Source organism: Trichocoleus sp. FACHB-262 (assembly GCF_014696035.1).
Classification (GTDB): Bacteria; Cyanobacteriota; Cyanobacteriia; order FACHB-46; family FACHB-46; genus Trichocoleus.
Genome location: NZ_JACJPK010000061.1, coordinates 35953 through 62177 on the forward strand (window position 1 = coordinate 35953; position 26225 = coordinate 62177).

The 26225-nt window shown below is 49.9% G+C and carries 30 protein-coding genes and 1 pseudogene; 16 read left to right on the forward strand and 15 right to left on the reverse strand.

What is annotated here, in order from left to right; all coding sequences use genetic code 11:
* Positions 1-2 precede the first annotated feature (2 nt).
* Entirely contained in the window at positions 3-926 is a 924-nt protein-coding gene (locus tag H6F68_RS11705; RefSeq protein WP_190559189.1) for a nucleoside hydrolase, read from the forward strand.
* Positions 927-1250: 324 nt separating this feature from the next.
* Positions 1251-1643 carry an STAS domain-containing protein gene (locus tag H6F68_RS11710; RefSeq protein WP_190559191.1) on the forward strand — a complete coding sequence of 131 codons (393 nt, stop codon included), beginning with the start codon at positions 1251-1253 and terminating at the stop codon, positions 1641-1643.
* Here H6F68_RS11710 and H6F68_RS11715 read toward each other — a convergent pair.
* The 4 genes from H6F68_RS11715 to rpsF all read right to left on the reverse strand — a co-directional run bounded on the left by H6F68_RS11715 (position 1640) and on the right by rpsF (position 4527).
* Positions 1640-2473 (reverse strand): hypothetical protein, encoded by an 834-nt coding sequence (locus H6F68_RS11715; RefSeq protein WP_190559193.1) that lies wholly within the window; start codon positions 2471-2473, stop codon positions 1640-1642. The genes H6F68_RS11710 and H6F68_RS11715 overlap by 4 nt on opposite strands.
* Complete coding sequence (locus H6F68_RS11720) at positions 2473-3006, reverse strand: Npun_F5560 family protein (RefSeq protein ID WP_190436414.1); 534 nt, start codon at positions 3004-3006, stop codon at positions 2473-2475. The genes H6F68_RS11715 and H6F68_RS11720 overlap by 1 nt, the downstream gene beginning before the upstream one ends.
* Positions 3007-3011: 5 nt before the next feature.
* Positions 3012-4013: an NAD(P)/FAD-dependent oxidoreductase gene (locus H6F68_RS11725; protein WP_190553509.1), complete on the reverse strand. Its 1002-nt coding sequence runs from the start codon at positions 4011-4013 to the stop codon at positions 3012-3014.
* A gap of 187 nt (positions 4014-4200) precedes the next feature.
* Complete coding sequence (rpsF, locus tag H6F68_RS11730) at positions 4201-4527, reverse strand: 30S ribosomal protein S6 (RefSeq protein ID WP_190559195.1); 327 nt, start codon at positions 4525-4527, stop codon at positions 4201-4203.
* Between the two features lie 306 nt (positions 4528-4833).
* On the opposite strand from rpsF, the gene H6F68_RS11735 reads away from it, so the two are divergent.
* A complete protein-coding gene (locus tag H6F68_RS11735; RefSeq protein WP_190559197.1) occupies positions 4834-5622 on the forward strand; it encodes a fumarylacetoacetate hydrolase family protein in 789 nt (262 codons plus the stop codon).
* 56 nt (positions 5623-5678) lie between these two features.
* On the opposite strand, the gene H6F68_RS11740 is transcribed toward H6F68_RS11735, so the two are convergent.
* Positions 5679-6155, reverse strand: a complete 477-nt coding sequence (locus H6F68_RS11740; RefSeq protein ID WP_190436355.1) for a Tic20 family protein — start codon at positions 6153-6155, stop codon at positions 5679-5681.
* A gap of 189 nt (positions 6156-6344) precedes the next feature.
* Entirely contained in the window at positions 6345-6542 is a 198-nt protein-coding gene (locus H6F68_RS11745; RefSeq protein WP_190553512.1) for a hypothetical protein, read from the reverse strand.
* A 363-nt stretch (positions 6543-6905) separates the two neighbouring features.
* Here H6F68_RS11745 and glyA point away from each other — a divergent pair, with 363 nt between their 5' ends.
* From glyA to aroQ, 5 genes are all read left to right on the forward strand, one after another.
* On the forward strand, positions 6906-8189 hold the full coding sequence (gene glyA, locus H6F68_RS11750; RefSeq protein ID WP_190553513.1) for a serine hydroxymethyltransferase: 1284 nt from the start codon (positions 6906-6908) through the stop codon (positions 8187-8189).
* 100 nt (positions 8190-8289) lie between these two features.
* Positions 8290-9339 (forward strand): glycosyltransferase family 4 protein, encoded by a 1050-nt coding sequence (locus H6F68_RS11755; protein ID WP_190436417.1) that lies wholly within the window; start codon positions 8290-8292, stop codon positions 9337-9339.
* 98 nt (positions 9340-9437) lie between these two features.
* Entirely contained in the window at positions 9438-10718 is a 1281-nt protein-coding gene (locus tag H6F68_RS11760; protein ID WP_199300047.1) for a competence/damage-inducible protein A, read from the forward strand.
* A 134-nt stretch (positions 10719-10852) separates the two neighbouring features.
* On the forward strand, positions 10853-10984 hold the full coding sequence (locus H6F68_RS29000) for a DNA topoisomerase I (protein WP_199295979.1): 132 nt from the start codon (positions 10853-10855) through the stop codon (positions 10982-10984).
* A gap of 31 nt (positions 10985-11015) precedes the next feature.
* Complete coding sequence (gene aroQ, locus H6F68_RS11765) at positions 11016-11465, forward strand: type II 3-dehydroquinate dehydratase (RefSeq protein ID WP_399313727.1); 450 nt, start codon at positions 11016-11018, stop codon at positions 11463-11465.
* Between the two features lie 56 nt (positions 11466-11521).
* Here aroQ and H6F68_RS11770 read toward each other — a convergent pair whose 3' ends face one another.
* Positions 11522-12415: a phosphodiester glycosidase family protein gene (locus tag H6F68_RS11770; RefSeq protein WP_190559201.1), complete on the reverse strand. Its 894-nt coding sequence runs from the start codon at positions 12413-12415 to the stop codon at positions 11522-11524.
* A 222-nt stretch (positions 12416-12637) separates the two neighbouring features.
* Here H6F68_RS11770 and H6F68_RS11775 point away from each other — a divergent pair, with 222 nt between their 5' ends.
* Both H6F68_RS11775 and H6F68_RS11780 read left to right on the forward strand, forming a co-directional pair.
* Positions 12638-13234, forward strand: a complete 597-nt coding sequence (locus H6F68_RS11775; protein ID WP_190559226.1) for a tRNA isopentenyl-2-thiomethyl-A-37 hydroxylase MiaE — start codon at positions 12638-12640, stop codon at positions 13232-13234.
* Positions 13234-13719, forward strand: coding sequence for a GNAT family N-acetyltransferase (locus tag H6F68_RS11780; RefSeq protein WP_190559203.1), 486 nt, complete (start codon positions 13234-13236; stop codon positions 13717-13719). The genes H6F68_RS11775 and H6F68_RS11780 overlap by 1 nt, the downstream gene beginning before the upstream one ends.
* Position 13720: 1 nt before the next feature.
* Here the strand turns inward: H6F68_RS11780 and H6F68_RS11785 are convergent, their stop codons facing one another.
* On the reverse strand, positions 13721-14548 hold the full coding sequence (locus tag H6F68_RS11785) for a hypothetical protein (RefSeq protein WP_206755519.1): 828 nt from the start codon (positions 14546-14548) through the stop codon (positions 13721-13723).
* A 253-nt stretch (positions 14549-14801) separates the two neighbouring features.
* On the opposite strand from H6F68_RS11785, the gene coaD reads away from it, so the two are divergent.
* From coaD to H6F68_RS11805, 4 genes are all read left to right on the forward strand, one after another.
* Entirely contained in the window at positions 14802-15344 is a 543-nt protein-coding gene (gene coaD / locus H6F68_RS11790; protein ID WP_190436371.1) for a pantetheine-phosphate adenylyltransferase, read from the forward strand.
* A gap of 17 nt (positions 15345-15361) precedes the next feature.
* Positions 15362-15997, forward strand: coding sequence for a hypothetical protein (locus H6F68_RS11795; RefSeq protein ID WP_313930093.1), 636 nt, complete (start codon positions 15362-15364; stop codon positions 15995-15997).
* A 206-nt stretch (positions 15998-16203) separates the two neighbouring features.
* Positions 16204-17685, forward strand: a complete 1482-nt coding sequence (locus H6F68_RS11800; protein WP_190559205.1) for a DUF2157 domain-containing protein — start codon at positions 16204-16206, stop codon at positions 17683-17685.
* A complete protein-coding gene (locus H6F68_RS11805; RefSeq protein ID WP_190559207.1) occupies positions 17685-18326 on the forward strand; it encodes a GDYXXLXY domain-containing protein in 642 nt (213 codons plus the stop codon). Before H6F68_RS11800 ends, H6F68_RS11805 begins: the two co-directional genes overlap by 1 nt.
* Positions 18327-18408: 82 nt before the next feature.
* On the opposite strand, the gene H6F68_RS11810 is transcribed toward H6F68_RS11805, so the two are convergent.
* The gene (locus tag H6F68_RS11810) at positions 18409-18648 is read right to left on the reverse strand and encodes a hypothetical protein (protein WP_190436379.1); all 240 of its coding nucleotides are present in this window, start codon (positions 18646-18648) and stop codon (positions 18409-18411) included.
* 142 nt (positions 18649-18790) lie between these two features.
* Between H6F68_RS11810 and H6F68_RS11815 the strand changes: the two genes are divergently transcribed.
* Positions 18791-19501 carry a metalloregulator ArsR/SmtB family transcription factor gene (locus H6F68_RS11815; RefSeq protein WP_190559209.1) on the forward strand — a complete coding sequence of 237 codons (711 nt, stop codon included), beginning with the start codon at positions 18791-18793 and terminating at the stop codon, positions 19499-19501.
* Here the strand turns inward: H6F68_RS11815 and H6F68_RS11820 are convergent.
* The 6 genes from H6F68_RS11820 to H6F68_RS11845 form a co-directional block, all read right to left on the reverse strand.
* Positions 19498-20325 (reverse strand): SirB1 family protein, encoded by an 828-nt coding sequence (locus H6F68_RS11820; protein WP_190559211.1) that lies wholly within the window; start codon positions 20323-20325, stop codon positions 19498-19500. The two genes, H6F68_RS11815 and H6F68_RS11820, sit on opposite strands and share 4 nt — an antisense overlap.
* Before the next feature lie 61 nt (positions 20326-20386).
* Positions 20387-20947 carry a cyclic nucleotide-binding domain-containing protein gene (locus tag H6F68_RS11825; protein ID WP_190436387.1) on the reverse strand — a complete coding sequence of 187 codons (561 nt, stop codon included), beginning with the start codon at positions 20945-20947 and terminating at the stop codon, positions 20387-20389.
* Between the two features lie 347 nt (positions 20948-21294).
* Positions 21295-22848: an NAD(P)/FAD-dependent oxidoreductase gene (locus tag H6F68_RS11830; protein WP_190559213.1), complete on the reverse strand. Its 1554-nt coding sequence runs from the start codon at positions 22846-22848 to the stop codon at positions 21295-21297.
* Positions 22849-23033: 185 nt separating this feature from the next.
* Positions 23034-24176 carry a beta-ketoacyl-ACP synthase gene (locus tag H6F68_RS11835; RefSeq protein WP_190559215.1) on the reverse strand — a complete coding sequence of 381 codons (1143 nt, stop codon included), beginning with the start codon at positions 24174-24176 and terminating at the stop codon, positions 23034-23036.
* A 32-nt stretch (positions 24177-24208) separates the two neighbouring features.
* Entirely contained in the window at positions 24209-25003 is a 795-nt protein-coding gene (locus H6F68_RS11840) for a peptidylprolyl isomerase (protein WP_190559217.1), read from the reverse strand.
* A gap of 159 nt (positions 25004-25162) precedes the next feature.
* Positions 25163-25729, reverse strand: a complete 567-nt coding sequence (locus tag H6F68_RS11845; protein ID WP_190436400.1) for a photosystem I assembly protein Ycf4 — start codon at positions 25727-25729, stop codon at positions 25163-25165.
* 383 nt (positions 25730-26112) lie between these two features.
* Here H6F68_RS11845 and H6F68_RS11850 point away from each other — a divergent pair.
* A pseudogene (locus H6F68_RS11850) lies at positions 26113-26225 on the forward strand (photosystem II D2 protein (photosystem q(a) protein)); the annotation flags it as partial.

The following is a 26225-nucleotide window of genomic DNA, read 5'->3' on the forward strand; positions in this document are numbered from 1 at the left end:
GGATGTTTAAACCCTTAGTTTTGCTGGATCACGATGGAGGCGTTGATGATTATCTGTCAACCCTGCTACTGATGACGATGGGGCACCTACACCCTTTAGGAGTCGTGGTGACACCAGCCGATTGCTACATTCAGCCTGCCGTTAGTGCTACGCGCAAAATTATCGATCTGGCGGGTCGGGAGGAAGTTCCGGTGGCAGTCAGTACAGTCCGAGGCATCAATCCCTTTCCCCGCCTCTATCGGCGAGATTCGTGGATTGTAGATCACTTGCCCATTTTGAATGAGGCAGAAACCATCCAAACGCCTTTAGTACCCGAGTCAGGACAGGCCTTTATGGTGCGATCGCTGAAGGAGGCTCCAGAACCAGTAACGCTGTTGGTCACAGGGCCATTAACCACAGTCGCGATCGCCCTAGATACTGCTCCAGACATCGAAGCCAAAATCAAGGAGATTGTCTGGATGGGCGGTGCGGTACACGTGCCAGGCAACGTGGAGAAATCGATCGAACCGGGTCAGGACGGCTCAGCCGAATGGAATGCTTACTGGGACCCGATTGCTGTCGATCGCGTTTGGCGCAGCAATATTCCCATCGTGCTGTGTTCCTTAGACATCACCAATCAAGTGCCTGTCACCTCAGAGTTTGCTCACCGTCTCGCCAAGCAACGCAAATATCGACTCTCCGACTTCGCCGGGCAATGCTACGCCTTAGTGATTCCGCAGGATTACTACTTCTGGGATGTCCTCGCGACAGCTTATCTGGCTCATCCAGAATTCTATGAGCTCCAAGAAGTCGAAACGGCGATCGCCACCACCGGACCCAGCCAAGGCCGCACCCAACTATCCCCCGGAGGCCGCAAAATCCGCATGATGACTCAAGTTGATCGCGATCGCTTCTACACTTACATCCTCCAGCAGTGGTCCCGCTAGCCTAGTGAGCCAGCAAGTTTAGTAAGCCAGCAATTAGATGCTGAGATAGCTACGTAGGCTAGCGGCGAAAGCTTCAAGGCTAAAATTTCATCAAACCGGAAATAGAGATGAAGATTCAGCAAAGTTACGGGAAATTACTGAGCTTCTGAGAGTTGAGACTTCTATATTGAGGGCAGGCTAATACCTTTCTAGGAATCATACAAACATAGCTGAGGTTTCTCAGCTTGTCCTTCTAGGTAATAGTTTCAGGGTTTAAGTCCCAGAGCCATGCTTGCTTGCAAGTGCAGTTCTGTCATTCCAGATGCCATTCACCGTGCTAGGACTATGACTGATCAAAAACTAAGCAGAACAGTAGTACTTCAACCTCAGGGCCGTTTAGACCTTGAAGGTAGTGTAGCCCTACAACGCCAAATCGCGGCGATCGCATCCGAGCGTCATAGCTGCTGGATCCTCGATCTGACCGACGTTGAATTTATTGACAGTTCTGGATTAGTGGCATTAATTACCGGACTCAACACTGCAAACGAGTGTAATTGCCGCCTGATTATTTGTAATTTGCAGGCTTCGGTGAAGCTGATCCTTGAAATCACTCAGCTCGACCAAGTCTTCGAGATTGTGGAAGAAATTGAAACTTTATTTGCTGAACTGCCCCCGGTGATGAAGCTAGTTGCAGCAAAATCAGCGCCGTCTAAGACTTCTGGGCCTGTAGCAGCTTAGGTCGGTTCGCCGCTATAGATTTGGTATCGGGCTGAAGCGGGCACGACTAAATCTAGGATGGGTTGACCTGTAAGGCAGCGCCAATGGCAGGCAAAGAGGTCAGGAGTTTGCACACCCAAACTCGCGATCGCAGGTGCGGCTGGAAACGGCCAAAGTCGATCAAAGCAAATTGCTTGCCCCTGAAACCCAAATTGGAGCAGGTAGGTAGCGGGAGGAGCGGATAACATCTGCAAAAGCCGATAGCCTAACTCATAGAGTTGTTGCCGCCAAGCATCAGACAAATGGCAGGGTTGAGAATAGCCAAGTGGAGGAGTATTGAAGGATTCCTCAAAAACTTGTTCGTTCGTTAGGGTAATGGCCTCCCCATAAAGGGGGCCTTTTTTTGTGTAGACAATAGGTAGCCAATAGCAACCTTGTCCTATAGAGCATCCCAATTGCTGCTCTACCAGTTGCTGCAAACCGTCAACGTCTCGGCACTGCTGGTAGATGGTTTGTCTTGCCCAAGTAAAAGTATTCGGTAAATTAAGAGTTAACGGACACAACAGTAAAGACTCAAATTTTTTAGCTCCCACACCTACATCTGGTAACGAAGCGTTAACAATGGCTTCTAGGTGTAGTAGCTGAGTCACTGAGCAAACTTGGATGTTGTGAATGACCGAAATAGACTGAGCCGAGTTGTCAAGATGAGATCGGCTTGTAGATGACCCTGTCGCTTCAGTTAAAATGGCTTGCTTTAAGGCCGCAACCATTCTTGCAGTGGTAGACGGAGATGTAACTGGTTGCCTAGATGCATCAATTTCAGCATCTACTACAATTACAACCTCACGCATTAGCCAAAGTTGGGCAAAGTAGCAGAACCTGGTCGAGGAAAGCTAGGCAAATCCAAACCGGAGGCACGCCGAGTTCTCACTGCTAAGCGATAGCTGACGCTTTGCAACTCAGCGTGAAGTTGGCGGTTTTCTCGTTGCAGCATCGCCAGCTTTTCCTTTACCGGAGCAATGCGCTCAGCAAACTTTTCTCGGTAAACTCGCGGGAGTTCCTGCACCACTTGCTCCAACATACGGCTGCGATCGGTCAGTTCTTGCACCGACTGCCGTAACTGATAAATCTCTGTATCCCGTGATGTGATCTGTTCTTGGTAGAACGTAACTTGCTGCTCTACACCCTGTAATTGCTCACGTAAGGCCCGAATCTCAGTCATATGACGCTCAGAGGCCTCCGGGCTAGGCATAAAGCCTGTATTGCCCTTTACCAACCGGAACAGTTCCTGAGACAACTGCTGCACCAGTTGGTCTCTCATCTGCAATTCTTCACGCAGATGAGCCACTTCTGCTTGCACTTCTTGAAAATTGCCTGTATCCATCGGGGTCACGTTTTTGCAGCTCCAACTAAGTTGTCTTGCCAAATACGAGGACTCGACTGCCGCCGAATGTCTCGCCAAATTGCTGTTGCAGCTAATGTACCATCTGCGACCGCAATTGACACCTGATTCAACCCTTCCTTTAAGTCCCCCACGGCAAAAACGCGAGGGTGGGTAGTGCGGCACATGGAGTCAGTTTTTAGATTGCCTCCGTTCCACTCCAAATCCAAGTTTTTCAGGTACTCACTTTGGTAATGGGAACCCATCGCAATCAGGCCTGTCTCAAGTTCAATCACTGAACCATCAGACAACTCAACCCCATTCATTTCGTGGTCATGGCCCAGAAAGCGTTGAATGGGAGTTTCAATCAAAGGGTAGCCATGCTCTTGAAGTTTCTGACGCATTTCTGGACTCACGTCAAACAAGCCCTGCGTAAAGACGCTGATGTAGGGAGTAAACCAATTTAAGACAAAAGCGGTGTTGATGGCCGCTTCTGAAGCGACGAAGAGACCACATTTCTTATCAGCCATTTCGTAGCCATCGCAAATCATACAGACGTGCAGGTTGTAGCCCGCGTAGTCAAATACATTCTGCATGTCTTCAAATTTGGGCAAATGGTCAATAATGCCGCTCGCAGCAATCAGGTACTTGGAACGAAATACGGGGTAGACGCTGTCTTTCTTGCCAACCTTGACTTTGACGGCAAAGGTGTCGCCTTCATCCTGAAGGTCTTCAACGTAACCCGCTAAGTAATCACCTTCTAGAGATAGCAGGTGCTCTTGCCCTTGCTGTAGCAATGTTCTGCCTGGTGTGGTGGGTGGCAAACCTAAGTAATTGCGTAGGTCTTGCATCCAGAAGGAGCGACCTCGGCCTTTCTCAATCACCAGACAAGAGAGGCGATAGCGTTGTAAGTAGATTGCTGCGGAAAGGCCACCTACCCCGCCTCCGACGATGATGACGTCATAAACGTGATCTAGCTTTTGATCTAAATTCTTTTTGGAAAGCTTCATCGGCCTACTCAGTGATCTAGAGACATTAGCGACTGCCTTATAGCCAGTCTAATTCAAAGCTTGGGTAGATATGGGAAAAGACTAGAGAGTCAATGATGTCCAACTCTCCAGTCTTTATTTAGAACTTGAACCCGATTTTATGATTAGGCTCTTAGCTTAGGTGTGTAAGCCGCTAAATCTGTCCCTACTACGCTTCAGTTTCTTCAGCGGGAGCTGCTTCATTTGTCACTTCTTGCTTAACGGTGAGGTAGCGAACTACTTCTTCGCTCAGACGCATGGCTCTCTCTAGAACTGCGATCGCGCCACCGGGGCCACTGTAGTTCATTTGCACGTAAACACCTTCACGCTGTTTTTTGATTTCGTAGGCGAGGCGGCGCTTACCACGATGCTGAGTTTCCAGTAGCTCGGCACCTTGCTCCCGTAAAATATTCTGATACTTGCTGATTGCCTGATCGGTTAGCTCTTCGCCCAAGTCAGGACGCAAAATATACATTGTCTCGTAAATGTAGCTCATGCCAAAAATCTCCTTGTGGACTGTCAGGCTTCCTCAAACTGCTCCGAAAGGGCAACTAAAGAAGCAAGGAATGGTGAGCAACTGCTGTATAAACTTATGACGCAAAGGTCAAGCTTGACGAGCAGGTGCCATAAAATACGTGAGTGCGTTGAATGCACAATCATCCATTATCTCAGACTTGGGCCAGAATGTTGAATAGTTGCTCAGCAATTTGTGTTAAAAGCCGTCCTGAGGTTGAATAGTTAACCAAGCTGGCTTGCTTTAATAAACACTCAGGGATTACACAGCGGGGTACAAGTCACTCCTATGGCACAGCGCTATGTCCGAGTTCAAACACCTGAAGGCCAAATTTACTACGGCTTGTTGCAGCTAAACCGAGGCGTACAGGTGCTAGATGCACCTCCCTGGTTAAAAGGGCAACCCACTGATCTAGAGCTAAAGCCAGACAGCTATCAGCTTTTAGCGCCTTGTGCCCCTTCTAAGATTGTGGCGGTAGGCAAGAATTACGCTAAACATGCAGCCGAAATGGGAGGAGAAGTTCCGAAAGAACCTCTCCTGTTCTTAAAGCCCCCAACGGCTGTTACCGCAGCAGGGACAGAAATTAACTACCCCTCCCAAACTGAAAGAGTGGATTACGAAGGAGAGTTGGCTGTTGTCATCGGGGAGCGCTGTGTAGACTGCACCCCAGAGCAAGCCCAGAGCAAAATCTGGGGTTATACCATTGCTAACGATGTCACTGCTAGAGACTTGCAACGCCGAGACAGTCAATGGACAAGGGCAAAAGGGTTTGATACGTTTTGTCCTCTGGGTCCCTGGATTGTCCGGGAACTGAGCCCAGGAGCAAGGCTGCAAACCATTGTGAATGAAAACCCAGAACCTGCCCAATCGGCTTTGATTGAGCAGATGGTTTTTACTCCCGATGTACTGGTGTCTTACATCAGCCAGATCATGACGTTACTTCCAGGTGATGTGGTGCTAACCGGAACCCCAGAAGGAGTCGGACCGCTGCAAGTAGGCGATCGCGTGCGGGTAGAAATTGAAGGTATTGGTAGCCTCGACAACTGGGTAGTCGCGCGGAAAGCGGCACGTTTGTAGTTGCGAAGCTATAAGCAAGTAAGCACGGCAGCTAATAGCAGGTTAAACCCTAGGTCTTAACGCACCTGCATATACACCGCGTCTGAAATAGTGGGAATTTCGGCATAACGTCCGAATAGGGATTGAGCGACTGCGTAAACAAAGGCAGCTAAAACACCCAAGAAGACAACGTTATATAGCGTTTCTACAATTAGAGTGACTGGGATAGCTCTCACTAAGAACGGTAATACTAGACTACAAAGCATTAAAACAATATCTATCAAAATAGCCTGCATGGTATTGAAGCGAATGAAGTGATTAATTCGCTCGTTTCTAACCACGAGGAAAAACAAGGCAAAGAAAACAATGAGACCTGCAAAGGGAACGGTTTGATAGATTTGAACAATTGGCAAGATGGGCAGGAAAATCAGCTGGAGGACGGGAAATTGGCTGAACAAAAACTCACCGAATCGCAATCCATCAATGAGCGGAAGTAGGTAAGGTAAAGCTGCAAAAATGCGATCAGGAACACTGGTTGATCCGCGCCAAGTCATTGTTTGGCTCCTAAGAGTTGTCGGATAATGATTACTAAGCTCAGGATAACGCAACTCCAATCTCTGACTGGTGCTGTCTGAGCTAAAACTCAACGCCTTAAGGTTCAGACGCGCAGGCTGAAGTGAACACTGAATCTGGTAGGCGGGCGATCGCAACTAGCTGGGCGCATTAGCTAATAGATTGCGCGCTCATTCGATATTGGCGATGCGAAAACCCATCTGACATTCATATTGGTCCGGTTGGCTCTCGCTCAGTTTATGAATCGCGTGACCACAGCGCAGCCGTCCCTGATTCCAACGAGGTTGGCCGCTGCGATCTGCTAAAAGGCAACTTTGGCAAACTTGCTGAGGGGAGAGTAATTGATCACCTATCAAGATGACTAGCATTCGCTACCTCCGGTGGTTCCCCGATCCCACTGCCTGTATTTTAAGTCGTCACCAGGGGAAATGAGAGTAAAGCATACAGAGCTTAATCTGAAGTTTAGTCTCCTCACTTTTAGCTAGTAGTGTTCTTGGCATCACTTTGCCAAAACTTCTTGATCCCTCACTTCATACCCTGCGATCGCTAACGCCTCAAGACGGATCAAGCGTTGGTAACTAATAAACTGCCTTTCTCACTCTGTCCTTCGGAGTTATGATTATTGATTCAGGAAAAAATTGCCAAAGCTGGCACCATAGTAATTACTACTGAAGGGTAGCCAACCTGAGCTTGCAGCCGTTCTGACATTACTTTCACTAGGGGTTCGCTCTGTGACTCAAACTAATTTAGACTTCCTAGCCAACACTGATCCCGACATTGCTGATTTAGTCCAGCAAGAACTACAGCGCCAGCGTGATCACTTAGAGCTGATTGCGAGTGAAAACTTTACCTCTGCCGCCGTGCTAGCAGCTCAAGGTTCAGTGCTAACCAATAAGTACGCCGAGGGTTTGCCCCAAAAACGTTACTACGGTGGTTGTGAATATGTAGACCAGATCGAGCAACTCGCGATCGATCGCATCAAGCAACTCTTCGGTGCCGCTCACGCTAACGTACAGCCCCACTCAGGGGCGCAAGCCAATTTTGCTGTTTTCTTGGCTCTGCTAGAACCAGGCGACACCATTATGGGCATGGATTTGTCCCACGGTGGCCATTTAACCCACGGCTCTCCAGTTAACGTTTCTGGCAAGTGGTTCAAAGTTTGTCATTACGGCGTCAGCCAAGAAACTGAGCAACTGGACTACGACCAAATCCGCGAGTTAGCACTCCAGCATCGGCCTAAATTAATTGTCTGTGGCTACTCCGCTTATCCTCGGATTATCCAGTTCGATAAATTCCGGGCGATCGCCGATGAAGTTGGCGCTTACTTACTCGCAGACATTGCCCACATTGCTGGATTAGTTGCGACTGGACACCATCCGAATCCCCTGCCTTACTGCGATGTTGTCACCACCACCACCCACAAAACCCTGCGTGGACCCAGAGGTGGATTGATCATGACCCGCGATCCTGAACTCGGCAAAAAGTTCGATAAGGCGGTCTTCCCTGGAACTCAAGGTGGGCCTCTAGAGCATGTGATTGCGGCTAAGGCGGTGGCGTTTGGTGAAGCCCTGAAGCCAGAATTCAAAACTTATTCTGGCCAAGTGATTGAAAATGCTCAAGCTTTGGCTAGCCAGCTACAGCAACGAGGCTTCAAAATTGTTTCAGGTGGCACCGACAACCACCTGATGCTGGTAGATTTGCGCTCGATCGGCATGACTGGCAAAAGAGCAGACCAGTTGGTGAGTGGGGTTAACATCACAGCCAACAAAAATACGGTGCCTTTCGATCCAGAGTCACCGTTTGTCACCAGCGGTCTCAGACTCGGCTCCCCTGCCATGACCACTCGTGGTATGGGAACCACGGAGTTTGCGGAAATTGCCAACATCATCGCGGATCGACTGCTAAATCCTGAAGATGAGGCGATCGCCCAGGCTTGCCGTCAACGAGTCGCTACCTTGTGCGCTGGATTCCCGCTTTATCCTCATCTGAGCATTCCTGTGCCAGTTTTGGCATAGAAATTTATCTTGGCGTCCGGATTTATTCGCCTGTAACTGGCTGAAATATAGTAGACTCTGCCTGACAGTACTTTTGGCTGAACCCTACTCTATTTTCCTGATGCCATACCAGCTCTATCACCTGGTTGCATTTCTCGTCTCCGCCCTCATCGTCCTCTGGAGTACGCCAATTGTTAGAAAAATTGGCCTCAAAAGTGGACGAGTAGACCTCCCTGGCGATCGCAAGGTTCATCAACGACCCATGGTTCGCTTGGGAGGTGTTTCTATTTTCGCAGGCACCCTCGTTGCCCTGCTGATTGTTTGGTGGACGGGCGGATTCGGTCTGCTTCCCCCTGACAAAGAATATGAAGTTTGGGGAGTCACCATTGGTGGTTTAGCCTTTTTCTTAATTGGCTTGACCGATGACCTAATTGGTCTGTCGCCCCTGACCCGCCTAATTGTGCAAGCCGTTGTTGCTGGCTTAGCCTGGAAGGTGGGTGTACAGATTGAATTTCTCTCTATTCCTTTCGACGGTCTAGTTTCTCTACCCGATTGGATCAGCCTACCCATCACCGTGATCTGGTTGGTGGGCATGGCCAATGCAATTAATTGGATTGATGGTTTGGATGGCTTAGCGGCAGGAGTTTCCGGGATTGCTGCCGTAGTCATGCTGGTTGCAAGTTTATTCATGAACCAACCCGCTGCTGCCTTAATTGCGGCTGCCTTAGCAGGAGGTGCTCTGGGCTTTCTGCGCTACAACTTTAATCCCGCTCAGATCTTTATGGGTGATGGGGGAGCCTACTTCATCGGTTTCACCCTCGCTGGGGTAGGTGTCATCGGCTTGGTTAAGAGTGTCACTACTGTCGCGGTCGTGTTGCCCTACCTAATTTTGGCCGTGCCTATTCTGGATATGTCGGCGGTAATTTTAGATCGCCTACGGAGTGGTAAGTCTCCTTTTGTGGCTGATAAGCGCCATTTGCACCATCGGCTGTTGCAAGCAGGACTCTCACATCGCTTAACGGTTTTATTTATTTACTCGTTAACTTTGTGGGTTGGGAGTATTGCCCTGGCTGTTTCTGGCATGCCCAGTGGTATTGCTTATGCCTTCGGTGCGACTGCGCTGCTGAGTTACACCAGTTGGCAAGTACGCAAGCAAGCGCGAGCCCGTTAACCAAATTTGCACCTAGCAGGTTTTGGCTGTGCTCAGCCTAAGCACCAATCACAACTAAAAATAGTGGCTAACTGCTGAAGTTTTATAGAGGAATGTCTATGAGTCTGAGTGCTGAAGTGATTTGTGTTGGCACTGAGCTGCTCTTGGGAGATATTCTGAACACGAACGCGCAATTTTTAGCGCAGCAGTTAGCTCAGCTAGGGATTCCCCACTACTATCAGACTGTAGTGGGAGATAATCCCCTCCGCCTCAAAAAAGTTTTAGCTATTGCCTGTGAGCGATCGCGCCTGATCATCCTCACTGGAGGTTTGGGACCAACGCCTGACGACCTCACTATCGAGACGCTAGCCGACTTCTTTGATGTGCCGCTGGTCGAGCATCCAGAAATTCTTGAAGATATTACCCAGAAATATGCGCGTCGGGGGCGGCAGATGTCTCCGAGCAACCGGAAGCAAGCTTTGTTGCCAGAGGGGGCTGAAGTGCTCCCTAATTCCTCAGGCAGTGCTCCAGGAGTCATCTGGCAACCCCGCACAGGCCTGACGATTCTTACCTTTCCGGGAGTGCCCTCGGAAATGCAGTTGATGTGGCAAGAAACGGCAGTGCCTTACCTGCGACAACAAGGCTGGGGACAAGAAATTATTCACAGCCGCATGCTGAAATTTTGGGGCATTGCTGAATCAGCCCTGGCTGAGAAAGTCGCGCCGTTTCTGGATTTAGGCAATCCCACAGTCGCGCCTTATGCCAATCACGGAGAAGTGAAGTTGCGGATTGCAGCACGGGCAGAGTCGGAAGCAATAGCACGCCAATTAATCGAACCTGTAGAGCACCAACTGCGCCAAATTGGTGGATTAGATTATTATGGTGCTGATGAAGACAGCTTAGCGTCAGTGGTAGGCGAGTACTTACAAACTGCTCATGAGACCCTGAGTACAGCTGAATCTTGCACAGGCGGTGGACTGGGCCAAATGCTTACCAGCATCCCTGGCAGCTCAAATTATTTCATGGGTGGGGTCATTTCCTATGACAACCAAGCCAAGATTTCGCTGTTGGGTGTGAACGCGCAAGACCTAGCACAGCACGGAGCGGTGAGCCATACGATCGCTAAGCAAATGGCTGCTGGGGTGCGATCGCGCTTAGGCACGACTTGGGGACTCAGCATTACAGGCATTGCGGGGCCTGGAGGCGGTACTGCCTCTAAACCTGTTGGCTTAGTCTATATTGGGCTTGCAGGCCCCCAGGATGAAATAGAGAGCTACGAATATCAATTTGGCTCCTTCCGGGGGCGGAGTTGGATTCAACGAATTAGCGCTTGTACTGCCCTGGATCAATTGCGGCGTAAGCTTCTAACGCGATCGCTGCTAAAAGACTCAGCTTTTTAAGGATTTGCAATTCTGGCCTTGATCATTTTTGATCATTGGTTATGATCAAGTAAAGAAAACCCTCTGTTAACTTAGCCGCTATTTTTGTCTTTGGAGCAAAAGCTGTAGGCTAACTAGAAGGAGCTACTGGTTTAATGGATTTGATTGACAAAGTCCTAGAAAAGCTAAAAGAGTTAGTTGGTAAGCTAATTGATGCTCTGCTGGGGCCAGAAGCTCAGCCAGAGCCAGAGCCAATTCCAATTCCCGTTAACGATCGCCGTCGTTAATGTCAACCTTTAAAAGCATAGGTTGATGCGCTTGCTAAGCGTTTTAGTTCTGCATGGGCCTAACCTAAATCTCCTGGGGCAACGTGAACCAGGGATCTATGGTCGTGTGACCCTAGATGCAATTAACCGTTCGCTAGAGCAGGAAGGGCAAGCCCTACAAGTCAAGGTCTCTACCTTGCAATCAAATCACGAGGGTGCTTTGGTTGATGCCATTCATGTTGCTCAGGGACATCATCAGGGAATTTTAATCAATGCTGGCGCGTATACCCACACAAGTGTGGCCCTACGAGATGCGATCGCCGCAGTTAATCTCCCCACCGTTGAGGTGCATCTCAGTAATATCTACCGTCGCGAAGAATTTCGACACCATTCCTTTATCGCACCCGTGGCTGTTGGGCAAATTAGTGGTTTTGGCCCTGAAAGCTACCGCTTAGGGCTACATGCCTTAGTGCATCACCTTCAGCAGCTAGCTGCCACTTGACCCCGAACTTGGTCTGAATGCTAAGTGGCAGTTGCTAACTCAGAAACCTGGATAACTTAAGCACGTAACGTAGGGCGATCGCCTCGTTGAAACATCGTCCAAGAATCCTTCAGAGCTGTAGGTGCAGGATGCTTGGCATCGTAAACAACGATGACATTGGTGAGTTCACGTCCTGGACGGACCAAAATTTTGCTGTGGCTAGCTAGTCCTAGAGAGGATCCCCCATCTAGATTCATGGCTTCGTAGCAGCCGATCGCTCGCATGATTTTGGCTTCTCGCTCTAAAGATAAGTTAGCCAGAAAGGTAACTAGAACTAATTTTTTGCCGCCGCGTGGGAAACCGATCGCAGCTCGTGACGCCACTCCCAGCACGCGCGGATCTCGAAAACCTTCTGATTTGGGGGCCAGCCAAACTTTGCCTTGTCTCAGTAACCTGGGGCCACTGGTAATCGAAAACCAATGCTCTTGCCAGTCAGGCTTGCCATCCACTCTGGCCGTTACCATTTCTGGTTCATTTCCTGCTCTTAGGCCCAAAGTGGTTCCATAGTTCTCCCAAGGGCTGTACTTGAGGAATCGACCTTCTGCCACCACGTTACCCATGACTCGCTTCTCTCCGTCAGTGCTAAAGAAGGTGCCATTCGCCACGACTGCCGCATGGGAACGAGCCACGATTCGGCCAAAAGCTTCGTCTCCGTAAGAAACGTGAGCGCTGTTGGCTATAGGAGCCCGATGAGGTAAGCCAATCGTGATGAAAGTTTTGGGGTCAGTTAAGTCGATCGTGGTTTGGTAGAAAGGAATGCCTGCGACTCGACGCCGAATCACACGAGCTGGACGCGCTGCATCCACAGATTCTACTTGGGCAAAGACTTGGGTAAGGGCCGCACTTCCTAGCGCTAAAAACGCCCGCCGGGAAAATTGACGGGGTCTATTCGCCTCGTTCTGACTTAACATTTACAACTCCTAAAGCTCCTGATTTAGGGTTCCCGCGACCCCGGGAAGCGATCGATTTCGCTATCAAGACTTAATTCCTTGCAACACACCAAGACTCAGGAGATCGGAGACTAATTTTCGTAAAGCGATCGCGCCTTCTCCTTTCAAGCTCGCGCCTGTCATCTCTCTGGGAAACCTGTTATGGTGCAAATTGTTGTGTTTCTGGTTTAGATCGCCGCCGTGGTGGCCTCCGAATTACCCAAAATTAAGTTTTTGCAGCAACCCACTGCCCCTGCTTGGGTCGAGCAAGCTCTGGCTAACTTAGATACTGTCTTGCTCGACCACTCCCACTGCGAACGCAAAGCCGCAGGCGTGGCGCTGAATCTAATGTTCCGCTATCCGTCTAACACCAAGATGGTAAAGGCTCTAACGGCGATCGCCAAAGAAGAGCTAGAGCACTTTGAGCAAGTCAATCAAATTCTGGAGCGGCGCGGCGTGCCATTGGGGCCTCTGTCTGCCCCGCCTTATGGTGCAGGGTTAAATCAGCAAATTCGCCGCACTGAACCAGAGCGTTTGCTAGATTTTCTACTGGTTTGTGGCTTGATTGAAGCCCGGAGCCACGAGCGTCTGAGCTTGTTATCGGCTCATGTTCCCGACCCAGAACTAGCGAGATTTTACAGGGCCTTGATGGCTTCAGAAGCAAGACACTATGGAGCCTATTGGGTCTTGGCGACGACCTACTATGAGCGATCGCTGGTGGAGCAACGCTTAGAAGAGTTGGCAACAGTTGAAAGTCAGTTGCTAGTGACGTTACATCCAGAACCCAGGATCCATAGCTAATGCCAAGGTGCTATCGAGATTTTGTGATTCGGTCTTGGGAACCGCGCGATCGCACTGCTGCGGCTGAGGTGATTCGTGTCGTCTTAGCGGAGTATGGTTTGGGTTGGGAGCCAGAAGGAGCCGATCGCGACGTTTTAGAAGTCGAAGCTTGCTATCAAGCAGTGGGCGGTGAATTCTGGGTGGTGGAACATCAAAATCGAGTCGTGGGGACAGTGGCCTATTATCCCGTGGATCGCGGAGAAGCGGCAGTTGAGATTCGCAAAATGTACTTGTTGCCCGAAGTGCGAGGACAAGGACTGGGCAAATATTTGTTGCACCAGTTAGAGCAAGCGATCGCCGCGCAACCGTTTCAAACTATCTGGATCGAGACTGCCAGTATTTTAGTAGAAGCAGTCAAACTCTACGAAAGCAATGGTTATCAGCCTGCAACTGGAGTTGAGACTGCTCGGTGCGATCGCGTCTATCTCAAACGGCTCCAAGATTGAACTAAGGGCGACCTAGCACGACCCCCCAGAAATAATCCTCAAATGGCCCCTCGTCTGCATCCAGCTTCATCTTTTTAGCCCACGAGTAAATATCGCAGCTAAAGTGACCGCTATCGTGCTGAAAAAACTGACCCTTCTGGATGACGATATTGCCTACAAGCGTGACCCAGTGGCTAGGGTAGGGCAATAATGGTTTTTTATTCTGCAAAAGCCCTTCCGCTGTGATCAAAGCAAACGCTACACCTCCAGCCGCAATCACATCAGCGGCTTCGGTGAGGGCTTCAAACTCGCCAAACAAATAGGTGTGGTCATACTTCACATCGCGGTAGCCGAGAATCTCGCGCACCCAACCTTTCATTTCCCAAGACTTGGTCATGCCTGACAAATTACGCATTACATCAGGCGCACCAGGATCAACTGGAAACAATAGGTTTTCGGAATCGCGTAGGGTGGAAAGCAGCATCCAATCCGCTTGCCCCATCCGCAGGCGACCTTGACTCTGGCGTAGGCGGTTCGTAGCTTCTACCCGACGAGTTTTTGACTGAAAACTGCCTACTTCATACAAGCTGCGACAAATTTCGACATAACGCACTGGCTGCTTCCGAACTAGTTCAAAGGCGATCGCAGCAGGCCCGCAAAACGGTTGACCTCCCTGATTAATTTGAAAAGGGTCAGTAATTCGCGATCGCATTTCCGCCACAACTGTCGCTTTATCCAGGTAAGGCCACATCCCTGGAGCTACGGAGCGCTCAAAGTCTGCGATCGCTTGCTGTGCTTGATCAATCAAGGCCAGATTGGGCAATGGAGCGCCTGTGGGTGGATGAGTCATGGATCGTCACTGCTTCCTTCTGGAGCGGGGAATATCTTGAAATGTCAAAAAAGCGGGTGTACCGGGTCCTACAGTGCCAGCGTCAGTGATTCCAGCTCAGGCAATTCAAACTATTCACCGCGATACAACAGACGAGACTAAAAAAGCTTTACTATTACTGAATCTACTGAATTTTCTAGTCTTGGCAAAATAAGCTTTGTTGCTTTGATTGCCTCATCCTAGACTGCTTAAACCTCAGCTATTACCATCTGCTTTGATTGCCATCTATCCCGGTAGTTTCGATCCCATTACCTTTGGCCACCTCGACATTATTCAGCGAGGGGCGAGGCTTTTTGACACGGTAATTGTGGCAGTACTACGCAACCCGAATAAAATGCCTTTGTTCACTGTAGAGGAGCGAATTGAGCAAATCCGGCAGGCAACTAGCCATATTTCTAGAGTGCAGGTGGATAGCTTTGATGGATTAGCCGTGACATATGCTCATCTTCGGCAGGCTAAAGTACTGTTGAGGGGCCTCAGGGTACTGTCCGATTTTGAGAAGGAACTCCAGATGGCTCACACAAACAAGACACTTTCGGACCAGATCGAAACAGTTTTTCTAGCAACTTCTAACGAATACAGTTTCCTAAGTAGTAGTCTGGTGAAAGAGATTGCCAAGTTTGGTGGTCCTGTCGATCATCTCGTTCCTAAACATGTTGCCCTAGATATTTACAGCCGATGTTACGCCAAGACTCATCCAGTAGCAGCCCCGACCGTGATGGACCCAATCTCCACGCTGGATCATCCCAAAGCGTAAACTCCTATGGAGATGCTGTGCGGGCAGGCAGCGTAGATATTCAACGAGAGCTGAATCGGCTAGAAGAAATGATTCTAGATAGCCCTCGTATTCCCCTGAGCCGCCGCACGCTTATTGATGAAGAGCAGTTGCTCGACCAACTGGATTTGGTGCGGCTCAACTTACCGACTGCTTTTCGAGATGCAGAAGATTTGCTGCAGCATAAAGATGACATTCTGTTGCAGACTGAGCAATATGCCCAGGAAGTCGTAGAAGCAGCAGAACGGCGGGCAGCCCAGATTCTAGATGAGTTAGGCATTATTCGGCAAGCCGAGATGGAAGCCCGACAAATTCGCCAGCGCGTGCAGCAGGAATGCGAAGCGATGCAAGAGCAGACGATGGATGAAATTGACCGCATGCGTCGTCAGGCTCAGCAAGACCTGGAGGAAATGCGACGGATGGCGATCGCGGAGTGTGAAGACATCCAAGAAGGTGCAGATGTCTATGCCGATCGCGTCCTAGGCGATATGGAGCAGCAACTGAGTGAAATGGTTCGCATTATTCGCAATGGGCGGCAGCAGTTGCACCCAGAAACCCCCGCGCCCAGACCGCAAACCCCCAGCAACCCTACGACCAATCGACCTGCCTCGCCGTCTAACAAAAAGAGCTCCTAACATCGGCTTCTAGTAATCTGTCTCCTGGGTTGTGGAGGTCCAGAATCTGGTCTAGCTATATCTGTTGATTGGGCTGCTAATGACACAGTAAAAATAAGCTAGAACTGCAACGATTTTAGAAAAATTCATCGTTTGGTTCTTTAGCTTAAATCCTGCTGTCACTTAACTGCTTATGGCCTATTAGTTAGCCTAAGCAGGAGGTTCTTATGCCTTCAGACAAATTTCGATATCAGCTACGCCAAGAAGCAGAGTACTGGCGCAGAGATGGTTTAATTGATGCGACTCAATACCAACAAATTGCCGAGCGTTATCAGTTCAACACTTTAGAAACGGCAGCCCGCAATCGCTTTACGCTGGTTTTGATTGGTCTCGGCAGCATTCTAGTCGGTTTAGCGGTCATTACCTTTGTGGCAGCCAACTGGCAGGAGTGGCCTCGATCCGTCAAGATGACGCTGTTGCTCAGTTTATTCGTAGGCGTCAATACCGCCGGATTTTACCTCTGGCGGCAGCGATACACTTTCGGTACGGAGCGCTGGCAGCAACGGCTCGGCCAAGGCTTACTACTCCTTGGAACTCTAGTTTTAGGCGCAAACTTGGCGCTAATGGCTCAGATGTTCCAGGTAAACGGACCTAGCTATGAACTCTATTTGGTGTGGGGGTTGGGAGTGATAGCGATGGCGTACAGTTTGCGCCTTACCTCCTTGGGAGTCATAGCCATGTTGCTGCTAGGGTGGGGCTACTGGCAGGCAGTCTTTAACGCGGGATCGCTAGAGCTCGGTAGCATCTGGCTACGCTGGCTATTGCAATACATGCCGCTCTGTATCGGCCTACTCGCCATTCCCCTAGCTTATTGGTGTCGTTCTCGTATCATTTTTGTGTTGGGCGCGATCGCAGTGATTTCGGCTTTTGAAGCCAACCTAAGTTCTGGAACTTTCGGTTATGGCCGCTTGCTAATCGGCACCAATTGGGCAAGGGCGATCGCCTTTACCCTGCCGCCAGCATTGCTCTGGGCTTATGACGATACCTTTTGGTTCAGGCTGGGCCAACCTCGACCGCCGAGTGCAGAGGTGCGCCGTCCTTTTCGGTTTCTAGCGCGTAGCTTAACGCTGTTGTTTCTGAGTGCGCTGCTGTACTGGCTCTCGTTCCATTGGTTTTGGGATGGCCAACCCAGCTACTACCCCGCAAGAACAACCCCAGAAATGTTTAACCCTATCTGGGTCAACACTGGAGTGCTTTTAGGTCTAACTGTATTGGAGTGGGTGTACCTCACCCGACAACTTAGAAATGATCTTCTACGCCGTCCCCTCCAACTTACGACGCCAGTCATAGCTATTTTTATTGGCATTATTGCGGTACTACCATTTTTTCCCCCTAGCGAAGAATTCAGATCAGCGATCGCCGTCTTCATCGCGAATGTGCTGTTGTTTCTGCTAGGAGCAGGCTTGATTCGGGAAGGTATTGCGGCGGGTCAACGCTCCACTTTCTGGCTTGGTATGACTTTGTTAACCCTACAAATTTTGAGTCGGCTGTTTGAGTACAGTACTGGCTTGGTGTTTAAGTCTTTCGTTCTCTTCTTGTGCGGTTTGGGGATCATTGCCATCGGTCTTTGGTTCGAGCGCTACATTCGCACGCTCAGCACCTACTATTATCCACCAGCCGATCCTAACCCAACCGAGGAGGAAAATTGATGGCACCCACTCCGTCAGCTTCTAGAACATTGCCGAGCTGGAGATTCTGGCTACCTTTGGTATGCCAAGCTGCTCTTATTCTGACGATTCCAGCTCAATCACTTCACACCCAACTCACAGGTCGAACCGTGATTCTAAAGACGGCTCCTGTAGACCCCTATGACCTGTTGCGCGGCTACTCAGTCACACTCAGCTATGACATTTCTCGAGTAGATACCTTGCGTCAGCTTCCAGGTTGGAGCGAGGTTGAGCAACAAAAAGCTGCGAATTCTGAGTGGCCTGCGACTAATTTCTTCTATCTGGTGCTAGAAGCTCCGGGTGCTGCTAGTACTAATCCGCCGTCACCTTGGCGAGCAATTCGTATCAGCAGCGATCGCCCCGCTAATCTGGCTCAAAATCAGGTCATCCTCCGAGGTCAAATCAACAATAGTACGGTTCAGTACGGCTTAGAGCGCTATTACATTCCAGAAGACCAGCGAGATGCCATCAACCAAAACATTAATACGGCGCAAGCGAACCAAGCCATGCAGCCGATTGTGGTGGAGGTCAAGGTTGATGCTCAAGGCAATGCTGTACCTCTGAGTTTTTGGGTAACCTTGGGTAAAGCATCTGCAAAGCAGACATATCACTATCAGTTCTAATAGCTTGTCCTAGCAAACGGGAAACATAGTGAAGCTCTGCCTCACTATGAAATTCCCTACATGAATGCTTAAGGTGATGAAGTTAATCTTTGCGATTGAGATGGAAAGTTGCACCCAGGGCTGCACCAGCACCTGCAACTAAACCACTACTCATGCCTTCCATCGTCTTAACCGTTGGGTCCTGAGTCAAGCATGTATTCGTCGGCGTTTCAGCCTGGAGACAGCTATTGCTATCTGCCCAGCTTGCAGTTCCTCCTAGAATGACGCCAACAGCGCTGCAAGTGACGATAAAGAGGATGGAGCGATTAATTTTTATACCCATAGATGGAGGTTGAACCTGATAGATTGATCTAGAGCTATCTCAATTTACCCATTCTAGAGGCGAATTCCATCGTAGCTTCACTGAGATCTAAGCATTTTTTCTAAATTCAGCTTAAAAGCCTATTGGCCTTCATCCAGACTTTATGAAACATTCTTCGACGACTTCCCCAGAATCACTGGAGGATAAACAAAAAGCCAAAGATCAAATCTTACATCTGCTAAAAACTCAGGGGGCTCAGACTGCCACAACTCTAGCTGAACAGTTGCAAGTCTCTCCGATGGCAGTACGCCAACATTTACAGATGCTACAAGCCGAGCAATGGGTGAGTTATCAAGAGGAGCGTCGTCCCTTGGGGCGCCCTGTCAAGCTGTGGCAACTAACAGAGCGATCGCTGCAATTATTTCCTGACAGTCATGCTGACCTCATGACTGACTTGCTCTTAGGAGTTGAAACTTTGTTCGGCACAGCAGGTTTAGAAAAACTATTGGCCGATCGGATGCGTCGCCAATTGCAAACCTACGCGACAAAGCTGCCAGAAGCGATATCAGCGGCGATCGCAGAGTCAACTTGGCAAGAGTGGATTGCTCAAGCAGGCATTGCTGAACCAGTGCAACATCTGGCTCACCTCCGAACCCAAGAAGGTTACATGGCTGAGGTATTGGAGGCAGAAGGAGGTTGGCTGCTAGTCGAGAATCACTGCCCCATCTGTGCGGCTGCTCAAACGTGCCAGAAGTTGTGTGGTTCTGAGTTGGAAATGTTTAGAACTCTGCTGGGGGCAGGTGTGGCAGTAGAGCGAGTCGAGCATATCATCCAAGGCGATCGCCGTTGTGCCTATCGGATTCAATCTGCTTAAAGATTTGGCGCGATCCGATCGAGCAATTGTTGAATTGCCACAGCATCTTCTGCGTCAGGTACTTTAGCTAGGTAAGTTTTTAAGTCTTTGTGCGCTTCAGGCCAGGCACCCAGATGGTAGTGCAAAATGCCACGATCGCGCAGTTCTAAGGGAGCATTCGGAAACAGCAGTAAAATCCGCTCAATCGCCGCCAAAGATTTCTGCGCTTGATCCCGATTGAGGTAAATCATTTTGAGATTGGTCAGCATCCGGGCTAAGAACTGGCGCGGACCAATGGGTTGTAGAAAGACGGGTTGCAACTCCACGGACTGACCATAGATTTGATTTAAGCGAGTTTGGCAATCTTCTGCAAATAAAGTCTCACCGTGATGGTAGGCATCGACATAGACCTCCATTTCCTCAATGCTGGGGCGAATCAAAAAATGTCCTGGCATCCCCACCCCTGTCATAGGAAAGTCCACTCGTCGCGCAATTTCCATATAAACCAAGGAAAGCGTGATCGGAATACCCGTCCGGCGCTCGATCACGTCGTTGAGGAAACTGTTACGGGGGTCGTAGTAGTCAGAGGTATTTCCCGTAAACCCTAAGTCCTCGTAGAGATACTGGTTGATACTTTGGATCATCCGCAGCGGATACCGCTCAGTGGGCAAACGTTCCTCCACCTCGCTGGCCATTGTATCTAGAGCATTGAAGTAAGCTTCTATATCCAGGTCTGGGTATTCTTCTTGGGCGATGTAAAGCGCTGCTTCTGCCAAATTAATCTGCTCATCAGGTTGAGCGATCGTACGGTAGAAGCATTGTCGCGCCCACGGAAGATCCGTCATGAATTCTTGCCTTACGCCATTACGTGGTTAGGTGCTTGTAACATTTATCAGATGAGTCATGTTACTCAAGGGTTTGAGCGTTCATGCCTCGGAGCCGTCTGAGGAGCCAGTCAAAGCGGGTGTTTCCCAAAGCCAGGTTATCGCGAATATTGGGAGCCAAGCTATTTTCCTGAGCGGTGCGCTCCTCAGCGGATGGTTCCCGACCAGAACTGAGCCGACTTACAGTACCTCGCAAGCGATCGGAGAGAAAAATGGCTAGGGCGCGGTAAAACCGGGAGGCAAAACCGATATCTTGTTGCAGCTTGGTAGCGAGTTCTTCGCGAGGAATCGAAAGCACCAAAGACTCTACTGCTGCTGTCACGGTGGCTGAGGGAGGTCGCTCATCCACAAAGGACATTTCACCTACAACTTCGCCGCTAGAAAGGTGTGCAACTTCTTTGTCACCTAATGCTTGCACAGAAACCGTGAAAGTACCGTCAATAATAATGTACAGGGCATCAATTAGTTGTCCTTCGCGGATCAAAGTTGTGCCTGCTAGAACTCGCTCTTGAGTAGAGATGGCGATCATCCAGTCGATGTCATCATCAGTCAACTCCCCCAGAATAAAAAGAACTTTCTTCATGTTGTCTGTTCAAGTTCGCTACAAGCAGAATCTGAAGCGTTTCCTTCAGTGTCGGTAGTCTGGATGGAATATGTCAGTATCTTGCTGCTGATTTCTTCTATCACCCTAGCGTGACCCAATTCCAGACGGCGGCTGGAAATAGAGTCATGCTTTCTCGACAATTAAGCTCAACCTCAATAACCAAACTCAGTGTTTAGCTGATTCGACTACGACTGTAGGGATCAGCGGCAAGAAACAGCAGCAATTTAATGAAGTCTTTCTAGCGATCGCCTGTGCACCCGGAAAGGCTCACTAAAATCTCTTGACTGCACCTAAAGTTGCATTGAATTTTTACAAATCTCTAATTTTTAGTTTGAGCCTTTATAGTCACCGCCTGCACCATACTGCCACGCCTGTAGCCAGCGCTGAAAACAGTATTTCTGGGTGGGAGACCAACTTTCGGTCCAAGGGGCGATCGCGTTCCCTACGGGATATAAAGCGCTATAAAGCGCTAAGCCGCCGAAGTGCCGCGTCCAATTAAGCAGAGCAGGAAGACCCACTTGCGGGACAATTTTGGCGACTAAGCTGGGATGGGCCAGAGAGGTCTGCAAAAGGGTGCGGGAAAGAGCGGAAAACTGGACGACATCCTGCAAGAAAGGCCGCAGCACAGGCTCGCCTAACTGAGCCATTTCTTGAAAGACATCTGCTAGCAATTGATTGATTTGATTGGGGGCTACTTGCTGGTGCACCCCCACGCTCATCGCCTTCTGGAATAACCAAGTAACTGAGACATTCGGTTGGTAGGGCTGAAGGAGAGCTAAAGCTTGGCGATCGAGCGCATTGCTGGTTAAAGCTTCATGAATCCCCAAGCTAAGCCGCTCCAAGTGACGCACCATTGCCCCAAAGCCACCGAAACTCAGCGGTGATTGGCTACCGCTACTATCCCCCACGTGCAAAACATGATTCCAGGACGGTTGCAAGGGGCTGTTCTGGTAGCAGGGAAACAGGCCAAATAAGGCCCGCTGAAACTGCAACTGAGACAACTCAATTTGTTGATATTCAGGTAGCAGCCGGAAATATTCCTCAAATAACGTTTCTAAGCTAAAGCGATCGCGGTGGGCATCTAGATAGGTAAACAGGTAGGTCGTACGGCCATCACGGGCGGGAAAGGCCTCCCAAAAATATTGGCACTGGTTTTGAATCGGGGTGAAAGACACCAACAAATCACCCACATCATTTTTAGGAAAGCCTTGAGCACAAGTCCCAACGACTAAGCAAATGCCGTCTGGTGTTTGACCTTGCCGAGCCTGCTGGACGATGGGTGAAAAATGGCCCATCGCATCAATCAGTAACCGTGCCTTCAGGTCTTGCCCTGCTTTGACTGTCACTCCATTGGGATGGACGATCGCGCCTGCAAAACCTGTGTGTTCCAGCAGCTTACCGCCACTGGCTAAAAAGCGTGACTTGAGCTTATCCAGCAAGAAAACTGGGTCAATCCCAATATTGAGAATGTCGCGCACCCAAAGGTCAGAACTCCCTGAGAAACTAATGCGGGCAGGATTGTACTCTGTGGCGATCGCCTGCTCTAATTCCGGTTCAGTCAAGAGATTTAGTTCTAGGAAAACCTGTAGTTCTTGACGTGAAATATTCCACTCCTGCTCACGCCCACGCAACGCACCCCGCTCAATGAGTGCGACTCGCCAACCTTGCTGAGCTAAAGCTGCGCCAATAAAAATCCCTAAAGTCCCCCCGCAGATTACAACATCCCAATCGACTGCTGCTAAGGGTTCCTGACTAGTTTGCACCACTGTAGGCACGGAAAGCTGCTGGTGGCGTAGCTTGTACCACAAGTCGTCGCTACGCCGGAGTCCTCCCAGAATATCTCCCGGCAGGGTAGAGAGAATTTGTTCGGTTAGGGTCATGGAAGTGAACTCAAAGTGGGAACGGGGCGATCGCCCCTACTTAAATGGCACCAGCTCATTAGATGCAAGATGAGATGTAAGCAGGGCATGGACTCTATTTGTAGAATAGTGCCTGAAGTTGGGCTGAAATGGCTGAGTTTTGCCTAAAACTTCCGACCCAAACTCCAATAACGATTTGGTTGAAATTATTGGCTGAACGCCAGAACCGCATTCTGCCCGCCAAAGCCGAAGCTAAAGCAAAGAGCATTTTGGACAGCGCGATCGCCCACTTCCCTCACAAAATTCAAATCAAACTCTGGTGCTTGTAGTCCTACACAAGGCGGCAAAATCTGGTGTCGTAACGCCATGAGGCAGAAAGCAGCGCCGAAAGCTCCAGAGGCTCCTAGCGTGTGCCCCGTGGCTCCTTTGGTCGAACTCACGGGAACCCCTTGCGGAAACACATGCTGAATCAGATGCGCTTCGTTGCGATCGTTGAGTTGGGTCGCCGTGCCGTGAGCATGGATGTAGTCGATCGCTTCTGGAGTGAGGTGGCTGCGATCGAGGCATTGCTTGACCGCATTGATTGCGGTGCGGCTTGTCGGGTCAGGGGCGCTCATGTGATAACCATCCGCAGTGAAGCCAAACCCTAAAATACGGCCATAGATCGAAGCCGATCGCTGCTGAGCTAACTCGGCTGGTTCTAAAACCAACACAGCGGCTCCTTCCCCCAACACCAAGCCTTCTCGGCGGCGATCGAAAGGGTACGCCCCTGTGGCTGCTAAGGCCCCCATCTGCTGAAACCCGGCCAAAGTCAGAGGAGTAATCGGCGCTTCCACAGCTCCTGCAATTACCCGCTGACATTGCCCAGCTCGTACCAGCTCATACCCCTGCGCGATCGCCCATAAGCCAGTCGCGCAAGCCGCCATTGGTGCCAAAACAGGGCCACCACTGCCGATTTGCCGAGCTGCTGCGATCGCCACTTGCCCTGGCAGTGTATCTAGCCAAGGAAGCGCGATCGGATCATCCGGTAGAGCTTGGGCCATTAGGCGTTGCCGTACTTGCAGCTCCCATTGGCTTTGATAACTGCGGCTTGAGCCGATCACAACTCCACAGTCAGCTAGAGGAGTTGCTAAACCTGCATCTTGTAAAGCTGCGGCTACCACCTGTTCAGCTAAGCAGTTAAGCGTCACTGGGAACTTGCCCAACATGGCTAGAGGACGTGGTTCTAATTCTGAAAAAGGCTGCCGCAGCAAAATTCCGGATTGATTAGCCAGAAGTTTCTGCCAACTCGACTGCAAGGTATCACCCAACGCAGACACTAAGCCAATGCCTGTTACAACTACGTCCACAGCACCCGCTACCTAGCTCACCAAAAAGCGACTTATTGAGGAGAAGGTGAGGGGCTAGGAGTTGCCGCTGCGCCACTCTGCTTCAAGTTTTCAATGCCTTTAGTGACTTTGGCCGACTCAATGCGATCGCCTTGCTGGATCTTATCCACCACATCCATGCCCTGAGTCACATAGCCAAAAACGGCATAATCTCGATCCAGGAATTTCAAGTCTGTCAAGGCAACGTAGAACTGCGAAGAAGCAGAGTCGGGAATAGACGCCCTAGCCATTGCTACAGCTCCACGGGTGTGCTTTAGCTGAGGTGGCGCAGCAATGCCAGCCGTATCCAATGTTTTGCCGTAAACCGGAGATGCACTGCCTTCTGGCTTAATTTCCAAAGGAATGTTACGAGGTTGGCCAGTCGCTGGATCTACAAAACCGCCCGTACCCAATTGTTCTAAGGGGAAATTAGGATCTTTACTTTGCGGGTCGCCCCCTTGGACGACAAAGGGTTGCGGCTCTCGGATTACTCGATGAAAGACTAGACCGTCATAAACACCTTGTTGCACCAAGTCCACGAAGTTTCCAGCTGTGATGGGTGCATTCGTGCCATCCACCTCAATCGTGATGGGCTTGCCACCTTTCACAGTCAATTCTACGGTTGCTTTACCCTCTAAGCGAGGCAGGTTTGCAGGCTCGGGGCTGCTAACTGGAGTTGCGCTTGCCGAAGGAGTGGTGGCAGCAGATGAACTGTCAGATGGTGAAGGAGATGTTTCTTGAGGAGAACATCCTCCTGATACCAAAGCACTAACCACTAGAAGTGACACTAACCAACGCCGCATCTGCATGTTCCGTTACCTACTCAATCAGAGCCACTTATCATCTCATGCGACGATCCCTTCTCTCAACAGAACTGACTGAGTCCCAAAGAGTTTAATGGGATACCAAATCCTAATCGAGTGAAGGGATGGTTGCTAAAAAGCGCCGAACTAATGGGGGACTAATGGTTACAGGCCTTCTAAGGGAACGTTCAGAAAGCGAGCTAACTCAGCACCTTGATTCTCTAGTTCCGATAGAGGTAGCGGTTCGCCTACCCGCGTTAAGGGGATGTCATTACGTCCCTTAAGCCTTAAATAAAGGGCGCGGCGCGGATTCAATCCTTCTCTGAGATCAACTCGTACCGCTTGGACATCCGAAATTGGGCAAGTAATTTCGATGCGCCGATTCTTCCCCGGAAATCCCCAACGAAAAATCTGGACTGTGCCTTTGTCTTGATTGAATTCGTTGTAACCGCCCCCTACGTCCGCAATAATTACCAGCCATAGGTAGAGCGCGAGTAGTAAACCTGCGACTCCATAGAAACTCATGGCTAGTCCCTGCGGGACAAAAACTAGTTGAGTTGGGTCGGATACAGGCAGCAGGTTTACCTTGAGATAGCTAGACAGCCCTGATAGAGCAAATCCAGTGGCTCCAATTGAGACAACGGTGGCCCACCAATAGTTACTGAAACGACGAGATCCTAAAATCGGTTGACGTAGGACGAGATTCCCTTTGGAAGCAGCTTGTGCAGTCATGCGACTCGCTCAATATAAATTCGCAAAAATTAAAGAAGTGGAATTCCAAACTGGAATTATCTAATCCCACAACCCTATAGTATGAGTTAAGCGGTCTAAGAGCCAAAGATTGCTGAGAGAGTACGTGTCAGATTGTAAAAATCCTGATATTTTCTATCATATAGAAACGTTAACTCCTATCTCAGGATCGGATGTCGGTTGCCTAGACAAGGCCAGCGAGGACCAATATGGCTAAGGCTCAACCTCAGCAAGCATATTGGCCGACATTAAACTGAAAACTCGCAACTTTCTCGATACCAGGCAGAAACTTTTCTAACCTTGGATAATGAGAAGAGTGTCACTGAGGCAAAAAACTTTTTGCTGCAATAGTAAGAGGATTTGAAATGACCATAGCAATGGGACGCGCGCAGGCAGAGCGGGGGTGGTTCGACGCCCTCGACGACTGGCTGAAACGCGATCGCTTCGTCTTCGTTGGCTGGTCCGGCTTGCTGCTGTT